The sequence below is a fragment of the Streptomyces litmocidini genome (assembly GCF_014649755.1).
Lineage (GTDB): Bacteria > Actinomycetota > Actinomycetes > Streptomycetales > Streptomycetaceae > Streptomyces > Streptomyces litmocidini.
Window position 1 is genome coordinate 369832 of sequence record NZ_BMTQ01000004.1, and the last position, 19571, is coordinate 389402.

Below are 19571 nucleotides of genomic sequence, written 5' to 3' on the forward strand. Positions count from 1 at the left end.
AAGACCCCCGGCATGAACCACAACGCCCCCCTCACCCCCCGCCCCCTCCCCCTCTCCTCCCGCACCGGCCAGGCGCAACGCCTCGCTTCTGCCGACCAGTTGAGGGCCCAGGGCATCCCCGCCGCCGAGGTCGCCGCACGCTGCCGGCCCGGCGGCTGGCAGCAGCTGCTCCCCGGCGTCTTCCTGCTCCGGCCCGGGTCGCCCACCAGCGAGGACCGGCTGAAGGCCGCGCTGCTCTACGCCCGCAGGACCGGGGCCGTGCCCCCTCAGGGTCCCGACGCGATGATCACCGGACTCGCCGCGCTGTCCCTGCACCGCTTCTCCTCCGCTCCCCCGCTCACCGCCCTGGACCGGATCGACGTCCTGGTGCCGCGCACCCGGCGGCTGCGCTCGACCGGCTGGGTGCGGGTGGTGCGCGCCCCCGAGCCGCCGGAGCCGGTGGAGCTCACGGGCCTTCCCGTCGCCCCGGTCGCCCGCGCCGTCGCCGACGCGGTGTCGGGCCTCTCGGACGCGGAGGCGGTGCGCGGGCTGCTCACCGAGGCCGTCCGCGGCGGCCACTGCGAACCCGGTGCGGTGGTCCGGGAGTTGAGCCGGGCCCGGCTGCTCTCCCGGCCGCACGTGGTGGACGCGGTGGACTCGCTGCTCGCCGAGGGGCGCTCGCTGTCGGAGCGGCGGCTCTACGAGATGGTGCGGGAGTTCGCGCTGCCGGACCCGGTGTGGAACGTCGACCTGCGGCTGCCGGGCGGCCCCCACCTGGGCGGGGTGGACGCCTACTGGCCCGACCAGGCGGTCGCCGTGGAGCTGGACACCCGGGCGCCGCGGCAGGACGACGACGAGCTGTGGACCGAGTGCACCCGCAAGCGGGAGCACCTGGAGCGGCTCGGCATCACGGTCGTCCACCTCACCCCGCGCAAGCTGCGCGAGGCCATGGACCAGCAGGCCACCGTGGTCCGTACGGCCCTGATGGCCGCGGCGGACCGGCGGCCCGCCGCGTACGTCGTCGTCCTGCCCCGGTGAGCGCTCCGGGCTACTTCTTCGGGGCGGTGCCGCAGAACTCGGCCTCGACGACCTTCTGGGTGTCGCCCGTCCAGTCGGCGTTGAAGTTGCCGGCGAGGGAGTGCTCGCCGTCGCGGGTCACGTGGGCCAGGGAGGAGGAGCCGTGGATGCCGCCGCCGTGGCCCCAGACCTCCACCCCGCAGCTGAGCTTCTCCTTCATGAGCCCGAGGCCGTAGCCGACGTTCGGGAGCTCGGGGGAGATCGCGACCGTGGTGGTCATCTCCTTCAGGCCGTCCTTCGTGAGGAGCCGGCCCTTGAGCAGGGCGCTGTAGAAGGTCTGCAGGTCGCGGGAGTCGGAGATGATCTCGCCGGCCGCGCCCGCGATGCTCGGGTTGAGGTCGGAGACGTCGTGGACGGGGGCGTTCACGTCCCGGGAGAGCTTGGAGTACGCCGGGCTGCTGGGCTCCGGCATGGCCGAGCGGGTCCCGGGGACGGTGGTGGCGCGGAGCTTGAGGGGCTTGATGATCCTGTTCTCGACGGCCTTGCCGTAGGGGCGGCCGGTGACCTTCTCGATCACCATGCCGGCGAGGACGAAGTTGGTGTTGGAGTAGTTCCAGCCGCTGCCGGGGGCGAAGTCCGGCTCGTGGGCCATCGCCACGGAGACGAGCTGCCGCGGGGTCCAGGTGTCGTAGCGGTGCTCCAGGAAGCCGGGGCCGAAGACCTTCTCCTGGAAGGCGGGGTCGCCGGTGTAGCTGTAGATGCCGCTGGTGTGGTTGAGGAGTTGACGGACGGTGATCTTCCGGCCGTCGTGGCCGTGGCCCCGGACGACGCCGGGCAGCCACTTCTCGACCGGGTCGTCGAGGTCGACGCGGCCCTCCGCCTGGAGCTGGAGGAGGACGGTGGCGGTGAACGTCTTGGTGATGGAGCCGACCCGGTAGCGGTCGCCGCCCTTGCGCTCACCGGCGGTGCCGGTCCAGCGGTCGTGTCCGTCGCGGGCCTGGGCGACGGCGCCGGGCACGCCGTCGGCGACGGCCGCGTCCAGGGCCTGCTGGGTGGCCGCGTGGCCCGGCTTCACGGGCGCGGGCGCCTGCGCGGCGAGGGCGGGGGCGGCGAGGGCCGTGGCGGCGAGGCCCGCCACGAGGGTGGCGGCGACGACGGTACGGGCGGTGCGGGCGGCTGACATGCGGGGCTCCCCTGATCGTTGCGGTGCGGTCGGGGGGAGGGACCCCGGGAGGTGGGCGGGGGTTGATCGCGTCTTCGGGGGTTGGGCGCCTTTCAGCCGTTCTCGTGCTCCGTGAGGTGCGAGCGCCCGAGGGGCGGCCGGTCGCGCCAGAGCTGGAGGCCGATGTCGACGAGTTCGACGCGGGTGAGGGAGGACACGGAGTCGAGCGGGTGCCAGGCGGCGAGGTCGGTGGAGCCGCCCTCCTCGTTCCGCAGGGCGCCGCCGGTGATCCGCGCCTCGTAGACGATCCGCAGGCCCTGCCAGGCGCCGGGGCCGCCGAGCCGGCGGAGCCAGGAGCGCCGGATGGAGTCGATGCCGAGGAGGGCGGTGGGCTCGGTCAGATAGCCCGTCTCCTCCTCGACCTCGCGGACGACGGTGTGGACGGGATCCTCGCCGTGGTCCATGCCGCCGCCCGGCAGGGTCCACCGCCTGGCACCGTCCTTCGCGACCCAGCGGGCGAGGAGCACCTCGTCGTCGCGGACGCACACGGCGTAGGCCGCCACCCTCAACTCCTGCTGCATGGAACGAGGTTAGAGCCAGTACGCGGGATACGTCCGCCCCGTCGCACGGGCGGCCCCCAGCCCGACGGCGACCAGGAGGAGCGAGGCGAGGGCGAGAAGGCCGAGAAACGACCGGAAGGGCGGGGCCTGGAGGGCGACGATGACGGCCGTTGCCGCGGCGGGCGAGTGCGGGGTGCGGGCCGACATCATCACGCCGAGGGCGAGACCGCCCGCGACGGCCGCGCTCCAGGGTCCCGGCCCGGCGACGGCGAGGACCGCGAAGCCCGTGAGGGCCGAGAGCAGCTGGCCTCCGACGACCGAGCGCGGCTGGGAGAGCGGCAGGTCGGGGGCGCCGGCCACGAGGGCCATGCTGGCGGCGAGGGGCGGGATGAGGAGGGGCTGGTGGAGGAGGGTGCCGAGGGCCACCAGGAGGAGGAGGGCGGTCGTGCTGGCGGCGGTGGAGGCCAGCGCGAGCCCCGGGCGGGGGCGGGACGGGGCGGTGGGGCGGGACGGGGCGGTGGGGCGGGACGGGGCGGTGGTCACGGGGCCTCCAGGGTGCGGGGTCGGCGGGCGCGGGGGCCCTGGGCGCGGGGGCGCTGAGCACGGGGGTGGCCCTGGGCACGGGGGCGCGTTCGGCGGCTCGCCCGACCTCCCCGGCTCTCGGCTCCGCTCGATCAGGGACCCCCCCCGCCCCCGCGGAACGCGTGCCCGCAACCGGGTCAGGGGGTGGGCGGGTGGGACGGGGAGTACTCCGGGGGTGACCAGCGGAGGGGGCTGGCCGACGGGGTTTCGGTCGTGCGCTCCACGTGGAAGCGGGTGACGCGGCCCCCGGGGCCGTACTCGGTGTGCGCGACGCCGCTGAGCTGGAGGGTCAGGCCCGTCTCCCAGTCGAGGAAGAGCAGCCCCGCGCGGCCGTCCGACTCCAGGTTGCCCAGGGTCAGGAACATCGCGTTGCCCGGGTAGTCGCGCCAGCTGAGCTCCCGCGGCGCGTCGACCCGGACGAAGCCGGGGTTGCCGCCGCGGTGGCTGGTGTCGACGCCGTCGGGGGCGGCGGTGGAGACGAAGAAGGTGTCCGCGGCGCCGATCAGGCGCCTCTGGCCGGAGGTGAGCGCCTCGCCGTGCCGCGCGGCGCCCGTCTCGGGGCCCGCGGGCTCGGAGCCGTACCACTCCCGCTTCTGGAGGTACTTGGGGCAGTTGGAGAAGACCTGCTCGGCCTCGATCGTGAAGCCGCGTCCGCCGCGTCGGGCGGTGCCGTTGAGGCGCATGCGGCGGCGGGTGCGGGGGTCGAGGGCGAGGGTGCCCACGGGGGCGCCGTCGGGCGTGCCCCCGGGGAGGTCGGCCGCCACCGAGACCGTGTGCGGGCCGACGGCCCGGGCGAAGCCGGGCGCGCCGGTGAGCAGGCTCGACCAGACGCGGCCCTCGTGGTCCGCCGCGCCGATCATCAGCATCGGCTGGGCTTCCAGGAAGGCGGCGGCGACGGGGCGGATGCCGTCGGTGATGGAGCGGCCCACGTGGGCGGCGAGGTCCTGGACGCCCTCGCGCGCCTGTACGGCGAGGGAGCCGGGGTGGTACGCGGTGTTCACGGTGGCCTCCGTTCGGTGCCGGGTCAGTGGGCGCGGGCGCGCGTTCCGGTTGCGCCCCTGTTCCGCCCCGGTGGAGCGGATGCCCGCGACCGGGGTGCGTCGGCTAGAAGAAGCCGCAGGTCGGGGCCGTTTCCGACGGGGCCTGCGCGCCCTCCGTGCCCTTGGGGACCGAGATCTCCAGGCGGGTGCCGTCGGGGTCGTGGAAGAAGATGCCGCCGGAGGCCGCGCCTTCGCGGTGGGCGACGACGCCCTCGTACGCGAAGGAGGCGCCGCGCGCGGTGAGCGCGGCCTCGGCGGCGCGGACGTGCTCGACGGACTCGGCCTCGAAGGCGAGGTGGTGGAGGCCGGGCCGGCCCGGGTCGTAGGTGCCCTCGGCCTGCTGCCAGAGGGTGAGGACCAGGCGGCCGTCCCGGCCGAGGAAGGCGTAGCGGCTGTCCTTCTCCTCGCCCTCGCCGAGGACGTCGAAGCCGAGGACGTCGCCGTAGAAGGCGAGCGAGCGTCCGAGGTCGGTGACGTTGAGGCCGACGTGGTGGGTGGCGAGTGTGCCGATCGTGGACACGAGGGTTCCTCCTCCGGTGCGGCCGCCCCCCTTGGGCTAACCTCTCACTTCGACTTTAAGGGTTAGACGACGAGGGAGTCAACCGCTCACGTACTCTTGAGGGGTTAGTTCCTCGAGGAGGGTGTCCCCATGACCGCCACCGACCCCCGACCGCTCACCGGCGAGCCCGTCTCCCTCGACCTGCTCAACACCCGCTGGAACGAGGAAGGCGTCCGCCGCGACCTGCTGACGGAGGTCGAGGGCCTCACCGTCTGGCTCGCCGCCAACGGCCTGGCCGAGCGGTTCACCGCCGACGCGACCACCCTCCGGCACACCCTCGCCGCCCGGGACGCCCTCGCCGCGCTCGTCGACCGCCCCGGCGACCCCGACGCCGTCGCGCGGGTCGACGCCGTCCTCGGCCACGGCCGCATCCGGGCCACGCTCACCGTCGAGGGCCCCGGCGAGGAGGCGGAGTTCGCGGACCCCGCCCGGGGGCCCGGCTGGACCGCCGCCCGCGACTACCTCGACCTGCTGCGCACGGCGCCCGACCGGATCCGCGCCTGCGCCCACGAGGCCTGCATCCTGCACTTCTTCGACACCTCGCGGAACGGCACCCGCCGCTGGTGCTCGATGGCGGCCTGCGGCAACCGCGCCAAGGCCTCCCGCCACTACGCCCGGACCAAGGAGAACTGACCCTCGCGTCACGGCGACTCGCCCCCGTACGGGCGAGTTCGTCCCGCGTGGCGCGTCGACGGCGCTGGCGGGTTTGTGCCGCGGCGGCAATCCGGTCCGGGGCAACTCTCCCCAAACCCCTGTCCCTTGCGAAAGGCTGAGCGGTCATCCGGTATCGGAATCCGGACGCCCTCCTTTCACCAACAGGGATGTAAATGACCACCCCCGAAACCCAGAGCTCCATATCCGGAAGCTCGACGCACGGGCCCAGACGCGCGGCCCGCATCGCCGCCGCGGCCGGACTCGTCGCCGCGCTCGTCGCGACCGGTGCCGCGCCCGTGCTCGCCACCGAAGCCCCGGCGGCCACTCCCCCGGTCAAGTCCTCGAACCCGGCCGACAAGCTCGGCGCCATCGACGCCCAGCGGCTCACCGAGGCCCAGGCGAGCGGCGAGAAGAACGTCACCGTCCTCGTCGCCACCGCCCCCGGCGCCACCGAGCAGGTCGCCGCCCAGCTCGACGCCGTCGCCGGCGCCTCGATCGGCAAGCAGCAGGACGCGCTCGGCTACGTCCGCGCGACCCTGCCGACCGCCAAGGCCGCGGCCGCCATCAAGGCCGCCACCCAGCTCTCCTCCGTCCAGTCCGTCGACCTCCAGGCCGAGATCGTGCTGGACGACCCGACGCCGGACGCGGGCGCCGCGACGGGTGCCGTCTCCGGCACCACCGTCACGACGACGTACCCGGCCCCGGGCAAGGACACCCCGGCGAAGAACCCGTACAACCCCTCGTACGAGACGGGCGCGGTCGACTTCGTCAAGGAACACCCCAAGGCCGACGGCCGCGGCGTGACCATCGGCATCCTGGACTCCGGCGTCGACCTCGGCCACCCGGCCCTGCGGACGACCACCACCGGCGAGCGCAAGATCGTCGACTGGGTGACCGCCACCGACCCGCTGACCGAGGGCGACAACACCTGGCGCGCCCAGATCACCCCGGTCGCCGGCCCGGTCTTCACGGCCTCCGAGCAGAGCTGGAAGGCCCCCGCGGGTTCGTACCAGTTCAGCCGCTTCAAGGAGACCTGGACCGCGGGCGGTGACCCGAAGGGCGACATCAACCGGGACGGCGACACCACCGACGTCTTCGGCATGCTGTACGACCCGGCCGCCGGGACCGTCCGCGTGGACACCGACCAGAACAACGACTTCACGGACAACGCGCCGATGAAGCCGTACAAGGACGGCTACCAGATCGGTTACTTCGGTACCGACGACCCGGCCACGGAGGTCGCCGAGCGCACCCCGTTCGTCGTCGAGATCCGCAAGGACGTCAAGCTCGACCCGTGGGGCGGCGCCTACATCGGCCAGAAGGCCGACTTCGTCAACATCGGTCTCGTCGAGTCCGCGCACGGCACCCACGTCGCCGGCATCACCGCCGCCCACGGCCTCTTCGGCGGGAAGATGAACGGCGCCGCGCCCGGCGCGAAGATCGTCTCCGCGCGCGCGTGCACCTGGTCGGGCGGCTGCACCAACACCGCCCTCACCGAGGGCATGACGGACCTCGTCGTCAACCGCGGCGTCGACATCGTCAACATGTCGATCGGCGGCCTGCCGCAGCAGAACGACGGCGACAACGTCCGCTCGCGCCTCTACACGCGCCTCATCGACACCTACGGCGTCCAGCTGGTCATCTCGGCCGGCAACGAGGGCCCCGGCATCAACACGATCGGCGACCCCGGCCTGGCCGACAAGGTCATCTCGGTCGGCGCGGCCGTCTCCCGGGCGACCTGGGCCGCCAACTACGGCTCGGCCGTCGAGAAGAAGTACGCCATGTTCCCCTTCTCCTCGCGCGGCCCGCGTGAGGACGGCGGCTTCACCCCGACCATCACCGCCCCCGGCTCGGCCGTGAACTCCATCCCGACCTGGCTGCCGGGCGCCGGCGTCGCCGAGGCGGGCTACACCCTGCCCGCCGGCTACGGCATGCTCAACGGCACCTCGATGTCCTCGCCGCAGGCGACGGGCGCGAGCGCGCTGCTGATCTCGGCCGCGAAGCAGAAGGGCATCGCGCTCTCCCCGCTCACCCTGCGGACCGCGCTGACCTCCACCGCGAAGCGCATCCCCGGTGTCGCCGCGCACGAGCAGGGCTCGGGCCTCATGGACATCGAGGAGGCCTGGGAGTCGATCAAGGACGGTGCCACCGCCCACGACTACAAGGTCGAGGCCCCGGTCGACACCGTGATCTTCCCGGCCCCGCACACCGGCACCGGCGTGTACGACCGCGAGGGCGGCCTCAAGGTCGGCCAGAAGAGGGTCTACGACGTCACCATCACGCGCACGAGCGGCCCGAACCGGCCGATCGAGCACGAGCTGGACCTCAAGTACAACGACGGCACCTTCCGCATCCTCGGCGACGACGAGATCGACCTGCCGCTGAACAAGCCGGTCACCGTCAAGCTCCAGGCCCGCGCCGCCACCTCCGGCGTGCACAGCGTCATCCTGGAGGCCGACGACGAGCGCACCGAGGGCGTCGACAAGCAGATCCTCGCCACCTCGGTCGTCGCGGACGACCTGGTCGCCCCGGGCTACGGCTTCTCCGCCTCCGGCTCGGTGCAGCGCAACAGCAGCAAGTCCTACTTCGTCACCGTGCCGAAGGGCGCCAAGACGCTGGAGGTCGCGCTCGGCGGTCTGAAGGAGAAGAGCCAGACCCGCTTCATCTCGATCCACCCGTACGGCGTGGGCATCGAGGACAGCGCCACCACGCAGTGCTACCCGCACTACAACCCGGCCAACACCTGCCGCCCGGACCTGCGGTCCTACGCGAACCCGACGCCCGGCGTCTGGGAGATCGAGGTCGAGTCCCGCCGCACGTCGCCGGACCTGGACAACCCGTACACCCTGGGCGTCACCGCCCTCGGCGCCGACTTCGACCCGGCCGTGCAGACGGTCGCGGAGGCGAAGATCGGCACCCCGGCCGCCGTCCAGTGGCAGGTCACCAACCGCTTCGCGGGCATCGCGGGCACCCTCAAGGGCGGCTCCCTCGGCTCGCAGAAGAGCGAGACGCCGACCATCCAGAACCACGAGAAGCAGACCAGGACCATCACCATCGGTGAGGGCGTGGAGCGGCTCGACATCGGGATCGGCAACACCTCCGACCGGACCGCCGACCTCGACCTCACGGTCACGCTGAACGGCGCGACCGTGGCCCAGTCGGCGGACGGCGACTCGGAGGAATCCGTCTCCCTGGCGAACCCGGCCGCGGGCACGTACACCGTCACCATCGACGGCTACTCGGTCCAGGCCGCGGGCGGCACCACGTACGACTACAAGGACGTGTACTACTCGTCCGCGCTCGGCTCCGTGAAGGTCGACGGGTCGAAGCCGGTCACCCTGGCCAACGGCGCCACCGCCCCGGTCTCGGCCGAGGTCGTCGTCGCGGGCGCGGCCCCCGAGGGACGCCAGTTCTTCGGCGAGGTCCAGCTGCTCAACGCGCGCGGCACCGTCGCGGGCACCGGCAGCGTCCTGATCGGCGCGGTCACCCCGTAACACCCGGGCACGACAGGAGGGGCGGGCGCCCGTGCGGGCGCCCGCCCCTCCTCCGTTCGGCCCGCTTCTCAGGAGCGAATGCCTCCGATGTTGATGTCGGGGCAGACCCTCTCGATGAACTCACCCACGGCGTAGCTCGACTTCCGCGCCGCCTCCTCATGCTCCGGCTCCGCGTGCTCGTACCAGGCACTGAGCCGCTCGAAGTCCGGAGCGACGCCCTCCGGGGCACGCTCGCCGAGGTCCTCGATGACGTGCTGCCGCTTGTGCGGGGTCAGCTCCTCGGTCTTCCGGAGGTCGAGCGGTGCCGCCTCCCTGCAGAACGCGGTGCCCTCGGCGGACTTCCGGAAGGCCTCCTCCTCCGAGTCCCGGGTCAGCAGGAACCCGGTGAGGGCGAGGGTCGCGGAGGTCACGGTGACGATCGCCGTCACGATTCCCTTGCGCACGGGATCACGTCCCCGCCGCGATCGCGTTCAGGTCGTGCTGGTCGTAATGCATCGGCCAGATCTCGATCCGCATGCAGGAGTTGTTGTCGGTGTCGGTCGACGAGTACCTGTGCCCCAGGTCACCCGTGTGGCCGAACTCGTGGCAGCCGAGGCTCTTCCACTGGTTCAGGCTCTTGGAGTACGAGGTGTTGAAACGCACCCGGATGATGTCGCACGAGGTCCAGAGGGCGTTCCAGTTCGTGCAGTCGGTCCGCCCGTGCCACTTCGTGTCACCGTAGGCACCGTCGTACACCTCGATGTCACCACCGCCCCACGATGTGGTGATGACACTGCGCTCCAGCTCTGCCTTGCCGTAGCCCATCGCGGTGGAACCGTTCGCGGTGAGGCTGAAGCCCTTCACCGCCTGGTTCCTGTTGTCGGGGTCCGTTCCTTTGTCGTCGTGGCTCGCCTGGGCCGACATCGGCACGGTGAGGACGAGAGCGGCCGCGGCGGCGAGCACGGCCGGGATCCGGGGGAGGGAGAACTTCACTGGCGTTCGCTTCCTGAGGTCGGGGAGGTCGCTTCGGGCACCGAGGTCACCGCGGAGACCGGGGCCGCCACGGACGATCGGGGACATCAGCTCGGGGACGGGTAGGGAGTGGGCTCCGAACCGTCCGCCGTGGAGTCGCCGGGAATCGGCTCCTCCGTCTCCGCAGGCGCCGGCGCGTTCGCCGCGTCGCCCGTCACGACCGTCGGCTCCGACTGCGCCGAGGGCAGGTCGGCCGGAGGGTTCTTCGTGTCCGTGAGCCGCTTCAGCTCCATGACCAGATCCAGCGGGTCCCAATAGAACGACGTGGCGAAAGCGGACTTCGGGTCGGCCGAGAGTTCCAGCCAGCCTCCCTTGTCCAGAGCCCTTCCCTGGGTGTTCACCAGCTGATAGCGGCCGGCGCCGTCACTGGGCTCCAGGAAATAAAATCCCTTGTCGCCCACCTGGCTCCAGGTCACATTCTCGACCTGATAGCCGTTCCCGGAACCGTCCCAGCCCCATTCCTCCATGACAATTGTCTGGGGAATGGACGGATACAGCTTGAACGAGGTGGTCACCTTGAGGGTGACGTCCCGGGCCTGGTCGACCCCGCCGTCCTCCACGCTGCCGATGGTCCGCCCCGGCGCGATGCCCACGACTTCCGCCTGCACGATGACCGGCGAGGTGGCGACCAGTTCGCCGAGGTTCTTGAAGTCGAACACCTCCCGACCGGACATGATGCGCTCGGGGTGTGTGTCACGATGCGCCGTCGCGGCGGAACTGCCGCCGGCACTCCCGAATGCCGCGATCCCCCCGACGACCGCGACGACCGAAAAGGCCATCGCGATCCGCCCCGGAACGGACATCTTGCTTTTCCTCACGAAAACCCCCACCTAAGCCGAAAAGAATGGTTCGTTCAACTCGCGATCAAGCAGGGGGAAACGTAGAGGGCTCTTCAACTCCACGTCAAGGGGTGGCAAATAACAGACAAATGAATCAGCCGGGGTCCGAGCAGTCGATACCGATGGATCCGGGCAACGCCTTCTCCACCCATTTACGCCCGTATTCAAGACCATCACGCACCTTGCCGACATCCTCTCCGAAATCCCCCGGCGGCCGGTCGCCCTCACGGAAGGTGACCGGCGCCTCTCCCGGACGGCCGGAGACGAGGACGAGCAGGCGCGCGCCCGTCCGGAAGTACGACGCGCCGGAATCCTGGGCCGTGAAGACCAGACGGGGTTGTGCGGTCGTCGGCTTGTACGCGTGCTCCACGGTCAGGACGACCCGGACCCCGTCGTCGCCACCGAGCTGCTCGACCTTCGCGACGGTCCCCTCGGCGATGTCCGTGGCACACGCCACCACGCTCTCGGCGGTGGGCTTGGCCCGCTCCTCGCCCTCCGGCACACCGTTGTGGGCCACCAGATAGGCCGCTCCCGTCCCCAGGACGGCCACCGCCGCCGCACCGGCGAGCAGCGGCCGCAGCACGCGGCGGCGGCGGGAGCGGGGACGCGGAGGCGGGGAGACGGCTGCGGTTTCGGCCCCGTCTCCGCTTCCCGCCAGCGCCGTGCCGATGAAGGCCAGCTGCTCGCGCAGGATCGCCACGTCGTCGAACGCCGCCCGTACCCCCGGGTCCCGCTCGGCCCCCTCGGGCAGCGGCTCGTCGAAGACCACCAGCCGCACGGGGTCTTGCTCGTACCTCTCCACCCTCACACCACCTCGTCCGTGTGCAGCCGGGCGCGCAGGGCGCGCACGGCGGCGTGCAGTCGACTCTTGACCGTTCCGCCGGGGATTCCCAGCGCCTCCGCGATGTCGGCCACCGGGAGGTCCGCGTAGAAACGCAGCACCAGGACCTGGCGCTGCGGGAGGGGCAGCTCGTCCAGTCCCTCGGCGACCGACAGGGACAGGACCCGGGCCTCCTCGCCGCCCGGCTGCGTCGTGTCCCACGGCCGCAGCGCCGTCAGCCGTTCGTCGAGCCGCTCCCGGCGGCGGCGCTCCCGGTGCCAGTCCATGGCGATGTTCGAAGCCACCACCGCGCACCAGGCGGCGGGGGACCTGAGCGCTTCACGCCCCTCCGCCCGCGCCTCCAGGAGCTTCAGCCGCACCTGCTGCACACCGTCCTGAAGGTCCGCGTGCGGCACCCCGCCCAGCGCCAGGATCGCCCTCACCCGATCCACGAGAGCCGCGTCCAACAGGTCGCCCGAACCGGCGCGCCGGGCCTTCCTCACTACCGCCACCGTGCCTCCTCCCTCTGCGTCCCCCCTGTGACGCGGCAGCGGTGCGAAACGTTCGGTCCCGCCCCTTGGACAATGGATTGGACAAGGTGGGCGGGGACATACGCATCATGGACCGGCAGCACCCTGCACATGCGTACGGAGGAGTCCCCGTGAAGGTCGGAATCGTCGGAGCCACCGGTCAGGTCGGCACAGTCATGCGGAAGATCCTGGCCGAGCGGAACTTCCCGGTCGACGAGCTGCGGCTCTTCGCGTCCGCCCGCTCCGCCGGCAAGGTCGTCGACGGCGTGACCATCGAGGACGCCTCCACCGCCGACTACACCGGCCTCGACATCGTGCTCTTCTCCGCCGGTGGCGCCACCTCCAAGGCCCTGGCCGAGAAGGTCGCCTCGCAGGGCGCCGTCGTGATCGACAACTCCTCCGCCTGGCGCCGCGACCCCGAGGTCCCGCTGGTGGTCTCCGAGGTCAACCCGCACGCGGTCAAGGACCGCCCCAAGGGCATCATCGCCAACCCGAACTGCACCACGATGGCCGCCATGCCGGTCCTCAAGCCGCTCCACCAGGAGGCCGGCCTCACCGCGCTCGTCGCCACCACCTACCAGGCCGTCTCCGGCTCGGGCGTGGCCGGTGTCGCGGAGCTGCGCACGCAGGCGTGCGCCGTGGCCGAGAAGGCCGACCAGCTGGCCTTCGACGGCGAGGCCGTCGAGTTCCCCGAGCCCGCCGTCTACAAGCGGCCGATCGCCTTCAACGTGGTCCCGCTGGCCGGCTCGATCGTCGACGACGGCACCTTCGAGACCGACGAGGAGCAGAAGCTCCGCAACGAGTCCCGCAAGATCCTGGAGATCCCCGGGCTCAAGGTCTCCGGCACCTGCGTCCGCGTCCCGGTCTTCTCCGGGCACTCGCTCCAGGTCAACGCCCGCTTCGAGCGTCCGATCAGCGTCGAGCGCGCCTACGAGCTGCTCAAGGACGCCGAGGGCGTCGAGCTCTCGGAGATCCCGACCCCCCTCCAGGCGGCCGGCAAGGACGTCTCCTACGTGGGCCGCGTCCGCGTGGACGAGACCGTCGAGAACGGCCTCGCGTTCTTCCTCTCCAACGACAACCTGCGCAAGGGCGCGGCGCTGAACGCCGTGCAGATCGCGGAGCTCGTCGCCGCCGAGCTCAAGGGCTGATCCCGGCCACCCTCCGGAGGGGCGGCTCCCCGTTGTGGGGAGCCGCCCCTCCGGCGTGCCCGGCCGTGCCAGAGTTCCCCCATGACCCGGATATCCAAGGGGGCCAACGTCCCGGTGCCCCCGCAGGCCCTTCACGTCGCGGTCAGCTGGCGCACCGGGCACGGGGTGCCCGACGTGGACGTCTCCGCGCTGCTCCTCGGCGCCGGGGAGCGGGTGCGGGGCGACGCCGACCTGGTCTTCTACAACCACGCGGAGCACCCCTCGGGGGCCGTCCGGCACCTGGGGAAGTCGGCGCCCGGCGCGCCCGGCAGCCCGGCGGCGGACTGGCTGTGGCTGGACCTCGCGCGCGTGGAGCCCGAGGTGGGGCGCCTGGTGGTCGCCGCCTCCGCCGACGGGGGCTCCTTCGGGCAGGTGCCCGGTCTCGACGTGCTGGTCACGGACGGGGCCGGCACCCCCGTGGCGTACTGCCCGATCGGGGACGCGACGACGGAGACGGCCTTCGTCTTCGGCGAGTTCTACCGGCGGGACGGCGGCTGGCGGTTCCGCGTGGTCGGCCAGGGGTACGCCTCGGGGCTCGCCGGGCTCGCGACGGACTTCGGCATCGTGGTGGAGTACCCGCCGCCGCCGATCCCGGGCCCCGGCTACGTCCCGCCGCCCCCTCCCCCGCCGCCCGCCGCCCCGCCCGTGCCGGTGACCGATCCCTACGGCGGGGAGTTCCGGCCCTCCGTGTACCAGGGGCGCGGCAAGAGGACCGTCCACTGCGACCCGGACCTTCCGGCGGGGCACTGGGTGCTCCTGGAGATCGAGTCGTACCACTCGCTGTCCACCACGATCGAGTCCTGCGACGCGTACGGGCGGGCCGGGGAGTACCTGCTCACGGCGTACGAGGACGACGTACGCGCGCGCACCGTCGCCCTCGTCCCGCGCGCCCGCCCGCTGGCCCTGCGGGTGGAGGCCGACACCCCCTGGACGCTTCGGGTGCTGCCGCTCTCCCACGCGCGCCGTTTCGACGGCCACGTGGAGGGCCTCGCCCACGATCTGGTGATCTACGAGGGGCCGGCGGGGGTGCTCGACTTCGCGCACCACGGGGAGTCCAATTTCACCGTCCACCAGCACACCCCGCCGCTCGACCCGCTCTACGACGACGAGGAGCAGGACCTGCTGGTGAACGAGATCGGGGAGGTCCGGGTGAGCGCCCCGGTGCCGGGGCCGGGACTGCTGCGGATCAGCGGTGACGGACCGTGGAAGTGTTCCGTGCGCCGCTGAGCCGGCCCGTGGAAGGATGGCCCAAACGTCAAGAAACCGAGGAGTTGCCGGGTGCCTGGGACAAACCTGACCCGTGAAGAGGCTCAGCAGCGGGCGGCGCTGTTGACCGTGGACGCGTACGAGGTCGAACTGGACCTCACCGGTGCGCAGGAGGGCGGCACCTACCGGTCCGTCACCACCGTCCGCTTCGATTCCGCCGAGGACGGTGCCGGGACCTTCATCGACCTCGTCGCCCCCGCCGTCCACGAGGTCGTCCTCAACGGCCGTGCGCTCGACGTCGCCGCCGTCTTCCGCGACTCGCGGATCGCGCTCGACCGCCTCGCCCTGGGCCGCAACGAGCTGAAGGTCGTCGCCGACTGCGCGTACACCAACACCGGTGAGGGCCTGCACCGCTTCGTCGACCCGGTCGACGACCAGGCCTACCTGTACACCCAGTTCGAGGTGCCGGACGCGCGGCGGGTCTTCGCCTCGTTCGAGCAGCCCGACCTGAAGGCGACCTTCCAGTTCACCGTGAAGGCGCCGAGCGGCTGGTCGGTCATCTCGAACTCGCCGACGCCGAAGCCCGAGAACGACGTGTGGGTCTTCGAGCCGACCCCGCGCATCTCCACGTACATCACGGCCCTGATCGTCGGCCCGTACCACTCGGTGCACTCGACGTACGAGAAGGACGGACAGGTCGTCCCGCTGGGCATCTACTGCCGTCCCTCCCTGGCCGAGTTCCTCGACGCGGACCACATCTTCGACGTGACCCGCCAGGGCTTCGACTGGTTCCAGGAGAAGTTCGCCTACGACTACCCCTTCGCCAAGTACGACCAGCTGTTCGTGCCGGAGTTCAACGCGGGCGCGATGGAGAACGCGGGCGCGGTCACCATCCGCGACCAGTACGTCTTCCGCTCGAAGGTGACGGACGCGGCGTACGAGCGGCGCGCCGAGACCATCCTGCACGAGCTCGCCCACATGTGGTTCGGCGACCTCGTCACCATGGAGTGGTGGAACGACCTGTGGCTGAACGAGTCGTTCGCCACCTACACCTCGGTCGCCTGCCAGGCCGCGGTGCCGGGCACCCGCTGGCCGAACGCCTGGACCACCTTCGCCAACGCGGAGAAGACCTGGGCCTACCGCCAGGACCAGCTGCCGTCGACGCACCCGATCATGGCCGAGATCAACGACCTGGAGGACGTGCTCGTCAACTTCGACGGGATCACGTACGCCAAGGGCGCCTCGGTCCTGAAGCAGCTCGTGGCGTACGTCGGCCAGGACGAGTTCTTCAAGGGCGTGCAGGCCTACTTCCAGGCGCACGCCTTCGGGAACACCCGTCTCTCCGACCTCCTCGGCGCCCTGGAGGAGACCTCCGGCCGTGACCTGAAGACCTGGTCGAAGGCGTGGCTGGAGACGGCCGGCATCAACGTCCTCCGGCCGGAGATCGAGACCGACGGGAACGGCGTCATCACCGCCTTCGCCGTCCGCCAGGAGGCCCCCGCGCTGCCCGCCGGCGCCAAGGGCCGGGCCGTGCTCCGCCCGCACCGCATCGCGATCGGCTTCTACGACCTGGACGCGGCCGGCAAGCTGGTCCGCACCGACCGCCTGGAGCTGGACATCGCGGCGGCCGAGCTGACGGCCGTGGAGCAGCTGGTCGGCAAGGCCCGCCCGGCGGTCGTCCTCCTCAACGACGACGACCTGTCGTACGCCAAGGTCCGCCTCGACGCGCAGTCCCTGGCGAACGTCACCGCGCACCTCGGCGACTTCGCCGAGTCCCTGCCGCGCGCCCTGTGCTGGGCCTCGGCCTGGGACATGACCCGCGACGGCGAGCTGGCCACCCGCGACTACCTGGACCTGGTGCTCTCGGGCATCGCCAAGGAGTCCGACATCGGCGTGGTGCAGTCGCTCCAGGGCCAGGTGAAGGCCGCGCTCGACCTGTACGCGGCACCGGAGTGGCGCGAGGCCGGGCTCACCCGCTGGACCGAGGCCACCCTGGCGCACCTCCAGGCGGCCGAGCCGGCGAGCGACCACCAGCTGGCGTGGGCGCGGGCCTTCGCGGCGACCGCCCGCACCCCGCAGCAGCTGGACCTGCTGGCGTCCCTCCTGGAGGGACGCCAGTCGATCGAGGGCCTGGCGGTGGACACCGAGCTGCGCTGGGCCTTCGTGCAGCGCCTCGCGGCCACCGGCGTCTACGACGAGGCGGAGATCGCCGCCGAGCTGGAGCGCGACCGCACGGCGGCGGGCGAGCGGCACGCGGCCACCGCGCGCGCGGCCCGCCCGACGGAGGCGGCGAAGGCGGAGGCCTGGGCCTCGGTCGTCGAGGACGACAAGCTGGCGAACGCCGTGCAGGAGGCCGTCATCGGCGGCTTCGTCCAGGCCGACCAGCGCGAGCTGCTCGCCCCGTACGCGGAGAAGTACTTCGCGTCGATCAAGCACGTCTCGGAGACCCGCAGCCACGAGATGATCCAGCAGGTCGTGGTCGGCCTCTACCCGAGGCTCCAGGTCTCGCAGGAGACGCTGGACGCGACGGACGCGTGGATCGCCGCGAACGACCCGGTCCCGGCGCTGCGGCGCATGGTGACGGAGTCCCGCGCGGGCGTCGAGCGCGCCCTGAGGGCGCGGGCGGCGGACGCGGCGGCCGCGAAGTAGTGCCGGTGTAGTGCCGGTCGTACGGAGAAGGGGCGCCCTCCCCCACGGGGGCGCCCCTTCTCCGCGCTTGGAGTCCGCCCGGCGGGCGGGCGTCGGCGCGCGGCCGTGCCGCCGGGCGGAAGCGTGCGGGTCTTCGGCTCAGCCGCCGAGGGCCGCGTACCGGGCGCGCAGGTCGGCCGCGCCCTGTTCCGTGAGCGTTCCGTGGAGCCGCATCCGGGCGACGCCGCCGTCGGGGAAGGCGTCGAGCCGGACGTGGGTGACGACGGCCCGGGCGGGCAGCTTGAAGCGGTGCAGGGTGTCGGGCTGGAGGCGGGTGCGCGGGATGATCTCGAACCACTCGCCGTTGTCCCCGTTGCGGCCCTGGAGGGCGATCCAGCCGGCCGAGTTGCCCTTGAGGTAGGCGGTGTCGATCTCGACGGCGCGGACGGCGCCCTGGGCGACCAGCCTGAAGCGGACCCAGTCGTTGGTGCCGCGGACCCGGCGGCGGCGGTTCTCCCAGCCGTCGTCCATCTTGCGGGAGGTGCCGGGCAGGATGATCTGGGTGGGCGAGGAGTAGAACTTGTCCGAGGCGTCCTCGTACGAGCCGCCGTTGAGCACGGCGATCAGGTCGAGGGTGCCGAGGAGTTCCAGCCACTCGGGGTCGGGCACGACCTCGCCGTGGACGCGGAGCCGGGCGACGCCGCCGTCGGGGTGCTGGCAGAGCCGGACGTGGGTGAAGCGGCGCTCGGCGTCGACGGCGAAGCCGTTGGCGGCGTGGCCGCGGACGGGGGTCGGCGGGACGAGCTCCTCCCACTTGGCGTCGAGCAGCTCGGCGGGGCCGGGCGAGCCCTCGACGGCGGTGGCCTGGATGCTGACCTTCTGCGGGTAGTTGCCGCGGAAGTGGGCGGTGTCGACGACGATTCCGCGGATCACGCCGGGGGCGCCGAGGCGGACGATCGCCCAGTCGTGGTCCTCGGGGGCGGGGAAGACGTTCTCGGCGTCGGCCCCGCGGCGGCGGCGGGTCTCCCAGCCGTCCATGATCTTGCCCTTGTGGCCGAAGTGCTCCGGGTCGAAGGCGGCGCGCTCGCGGACGAGGAGGTTCTCCCGCTCGGCGAAGAACTCGTCGTTGGCGGCGACGACCCCGGCGCCGAGGCGGCGGTCGGCGAGGTCGACGAGCTCGGTGAAGGGGAAGTCACCGGTGCGGTAGTCGGCGTAGGGGTCCCCGCCGGCGTAGGGGGCGGCGTCGTTGGCGTGCGGGTCCTGGTTCGCGTCGAGGCTGCTCATGGATCGAGCTTCCCGCCGCTCGCGCGTCCCGGTCCATCGAATGTTTTCGACGATGCCGTTCAGTTCTGCTGAAGGGTCGCGGGTCAGTTCTGCTGCACGGTCTCGCGGCCCGCCGCCGCCTGGCGGAGCGCGGCGAGGACCCGGGCCACCGCCGGGCCCTCCTCCGCCCCGCTCCGCACCGCCGCGACGACGTGGCGGCGCGGCTGGTCGGCGGAGAGCACCCGCATGACGACCCCGGTCCCGCTCCGGCGGTCCGCGGAGGCCATCCGGGGCACGAGCGCGATCCCCATCCCCGCCTCGACCATGGCGAGGATCGCGGTCCAGCCGGAGGCGCTGTGGGCCTGCTCGGGCACGAAGCCGGCGGCCTCGCAGGCGGCGGTGGTGATCTCGGACCAGGGCCCCGAGCCCCCGAAGATCCAGGGTTCGGCGGCGAGGTCGGCGAGCCGCAGGCCGGGGGCGTCGGCGAGCGGGTGGTCGGCGGGCAGCGCGACGTCGAGGGGGTCGGCGAGCAGCGGGACCCGGCTGTACTTGGGGTCGCGCGCGGAGGGCGCGTGGGCGGCGAGGGAGAGGGCGAGGTCGACCTCGCCGGCCGTGAGCAGCTCGTACGCCTCGGCGGCCTCGGCCTCCCGGATCCGGACGTCGAGCCCGGGGTGGGCAGTCCGCAGCTGGCGCACGGCGGGGACGAGGAGCGCGGGCACGGACGTCGGGAAGGCCGCGACCCGCACCTGGCCGGCCTCGCCCCGCAGGTAGCCGTCGAGTTCGGCGTCGGCGCGTTCCAGCTGGGCGAAGACGACCTCCGCGTGGCGCAGCACCAGATGGGCGGCGTCGGTGAGGCGGACCCGGCGCCCCTGGGCCTCCAGGAGCCGCACGCCGAGCTGTTTGGCGAGGTTGGTGAGCTGCTGGGAGACGGCCGAGGGGGTCATGAGCAGTGCCTCCGCGGTCGCGGTGACGGTGCCGCGGTCGCGGAGGGTGCGGAGGATCTGGAGCTTCTTGATGTCCCACTCGGTCATGGGCGCAAC

At 72.4% G+C, this 19571-nt stretch carries 18 protein-coding genes; 6 read left to right on the forward strand and 12 right to left on the reverse strand.

The features are described 5' to 3' along the window. Positions 1-12 precede the first annotated feature (12 nt). Entirely contained in the window at positions 13-1017 is a 1005-nt protein-coding gene (locus tag IE180_RS11285; RefSeq protein ID WP_190156672.1) for a hypothetical protein, read from the forward strand. Between the two features lie 10 nt (positions 1018-1027). On the opposite strand, the gene IE180_RS11290 is transcribed toward IE180_RS11285, so the two are convergent. The 5 genes from IE180_RS11290 to IE180_RS11310 all read right to left on the reverse strand — a co-directional run bounded on the left by IE180_RS11290 (position 1028) and on the right by IE180_RS11310 (position 4860). Next, the gene (locus tag IE180_RS11290) at positions 1028-2179 is read right to left on the reverse strand and encodes a serine hydrolase domain-containing protein (protein ID WP_190156673.1); all 1152 of its coding nucleotides are present in this window, start codon (positions 2177-2179) and stop codon (positions 1028-1030) included. A gap of 92 nt (positions 2180-2271) precedes the next feature. Then, complete coding sequence (locus IE180_RS11295; protein WP_190156674.1) at positions 2272-2739, reverse strand: NUDIX hydrolase; 468 nt, start codon at positions 2737-2739, stop codon at positions 2272-2274. A 9-nt stretch (positions 2740-2748) separates the two neighbouring features. Continuing rightward, positions 2749-3261, reverse strand: a complete 513-nt coding sequence (locus tag IE180_RS11300; RefSeq protein WP_190156675.1) for an HPP family protein — start codon at positions 3259-3261, stop codon at positions 2749-2751. Positions 3262-3437: 176 nt separating this feature from the next. Next, positions 3438-4301, reverse strand: a complete 864-nt coding sequence (locus tag IE180_RS11305; protein ID WP_190156676.1) for a pyridoxamine 5'-phosphate oxidase family protein — start codon at positions 4299-4301, stop codon at positions 3438-3440. Positions 4302-4404: 103 nt separating this feature from the next. Beyond that, positions 4405-4860 carry a VOC family protein gene (locus IE180_RS11310; RefSeq protein WP_190156677.1) on the reverse strand — a complete coding sequence of 152 codons (456 nt, stop codon included), beginning with the start codon at positions 4858-4860 and terminating at the stop codon, positions 4405-4407. Positions 4861-4989: 129 nt separating this feature from the next. On the opposite strand from IE180_RS11310, the gene IE180_RS11315 reads away from it, so the two are divergent. After that, positions 4990-5532 carry a CGNR zinc finger domain-containing protein gene (locus IE180_RS11315; protein ID WP_190156678.1) on the forward strand — a complete coding sequence of 181 codons (543 nt, stop codon included), beginning with the start codon at positions 4990-4992 and terminating at the stop codon, positions 5530-5532. A gap of 194 nt (positions 5533-5726) precedes the next feature. Next, positions 5727-9047 carry a S8 family serine peptidase gene (locus tag IE180_RS11320; RefSeq protein ID WP_190156679.1) on the forward strand — a complete coding sequence of 1107 codons (3321 nt, stop codon included), beginning with the start codon at positions 5727-5729 and terminating at the stop codon, positions 9045-9047. A gap of 68 nt (positions 9048-9115) precedes the next feature. Here the strand turns inward: IE180_RS11320 and IE180_RS11325 are convergent, their stop codons facing one another. The 5 genes from IE180_RS11325 to IE180_RS11345 form a co-directional block, all read right to left on the reverse strand. Next, entirely contained in the window at positions 9116-9490 is a 375-nt protein-coding gene (locus IE180_RS11325) for a hypothetical protein (RefSeq protein ID WP_190156680.1), read from the reverse strand. A gap of 4 nt (positions 9491-9494) precedes the next feature. Continuing rightward, the gene (locus IE180_RS11330) at positions 9495-10019 is read right to left on the reverse strand and encodes a hypothetical protein (protein ID WP_190156681.1); all 525 of its coding nucleotides are present in this window, start codon (positions 10017-10019) and stop codon (positions 9495-9497) included. An 86-nt stretch (positions 10020-10105) separates the two neighbouring features. After that, complete coding sequence (locus tag IE180_RS11335; protein WP_190156682.1) at positions 10106-10876, reverse strand: hypothetical protein; 771 nt, start codon at positions 10874-10876, stop codon at positions 10106-10108. A 115-nt stretch (positions 10877-10991) separates the two neighbouring features. After that, entirely contained in the window at positions 10992-11699 is a 708-nt protein-coding gene (locus tag IE180_RS11340; protein WP_190156683.1) for a hypothetical protein, read from the reverse strand. A 2-nt stretch (positions 11700-11701) separates the two neighbouring features. Next, entirely contained in the window at positions 11702-12229 is a 528-nt protein-coding gene (locus IE180_RS11345; protein WP_190156684.1) for a sigma-70 family RNA polymerase sigma factor, read from the reverse strand. A gap of 149 nt (positions 12230-12378) precedes the next feature. Here IE180_RS11345 and IE180_RS11350 point away from each other — a divergent pair, with 149 nt between their 5' ends. The 3 genes from IE180_RS11350 to pepN all read left to right on the forward strand — a co-directional run bounded on the left by IE180_RS11350 (position 12379) and on the right by pepN (position 17289). After that, positions 12379-13395, forward strand: a complete 1017-nt coding sequence (locus tag IE180_RS11350) for an aspartate-semialdehyde dehydrogenase (protein WP_190156685.1) — start codon at positions 12379-12381, stop codon at positions 13393-13395. 81 nt (positions 13396-13476) lie between these two features. Beyond that, positions 13477-14661 carry a TerD family protein gene (locus tag IE180_RS11355; RefSeq protein WP_190156686.1) on the forward strand — a complete coding sequence of 395 codons (1185 nt, stop codon included), beginning with the start codon at positions 13477-13479 and terminating at the stop codon, positions 14659-14661. 51 nt (positions 14662-14712) lie between these two features. Beyond that, positions 14713-17289, forward strand: coding sequence for an aminopeptidase N (gene pepN / locus IE180_RS11360; protein ID WP_190156687.1), 2577 nt, complete (start codon positions 14713-14715; stop codon positions 17287-17289). A 138-nt stretch (positions 17290-17427) separates the two neighbouring features. Here the strand turns inward: pepN and alc are convergent, their stop codons facing one another. Both alc and IE180_RS11370 read right to left on the reverse strand, forming a co-directional pair. Further along, complete coding sequence (alc, locus tag IE180_RS11365) at positions 17428-18552, reverse strand: allantoicase (RefSeq protein ID WP_190156688.1); 1125 nt, start codon at positions 18550-18552, stop codon at positions 17428-17430. An 83-nt stretch (positions 18553-18635) separates the two neighbouring features. Next, the gene (locus IE180_RS11370) at positions 18636-19562 is read right to left on the reverse strand and encodes a LysR family transcriptional regulator (protein ID WP_190156689.1); all 927 of its coding nucleotides are present in this window, start codon (positions 19560-19562) and stop codon (positions 18636-18638) included. Between the last annotated feature and the right edge of the window lie 9 nt (positions 19563-19571).

Excerpts from the sequence above, each read along its gene's own strand:
- IE180_RS11285 (WP_190156672.1), top strand. The coding sequence starts at position 13 with ATGAACCACAACGCCCCCCTCACCCCCCGCCCCCTCCCCCTCTCCTCC.
- IE180_RS11290 (WP_190156673.1), bottom strand. The coding sequence starts at position 2,179 with ATGTCAGCCGCCCGCACCGCCCGTACCGTCGTCGCCGCCACCCTCGTG.
- IE180_RS11295 (WP_190156674.1), bottom strand. The coding sequence starts at position 2,739 with ATGCAGCAGGAGTTGAGGGTGGCGGCCTACGCCGTGTGCGTCCGCGAC.
- IE180_RS11315 (WP_190156678.1), top strand. The coding sequence starts at position 4,990 with ATGACCGCCACCGACCCCCGACCGCTCACCGGCGAGCCCGTCTCCCTC.
- IE180_RS11320 (WP_190156679.1), top strand. The coding sequence starts at position 5,727 with ATGACCACCCCCGAAACCCAGAGCTCCATATCCGGAAGCTCGACGCAC.
- IE180_RS11355 (WP_190156686.1), top strand. The coding sequence starts at position 13,477 with ATGACCCGGATATCCAAGGGGGCCAACGTCCCGGTGCCCCCGCAGGCC.
- alc (WP_190156688.1), bottom strand. The coding sequence starts at position 18,552 with ATGAGCAGCCTCGACGCGAACCAGGACCCGCACGCCAACGACGCCGCC.
- IE180_RS11370 (WP_190156689.1), bottom strand. The coding sequence starts at position 19,562 with ATGACCGAGTGGGACATCAAGAAGCTCCAGATCCTCCGCACCCTCCGC.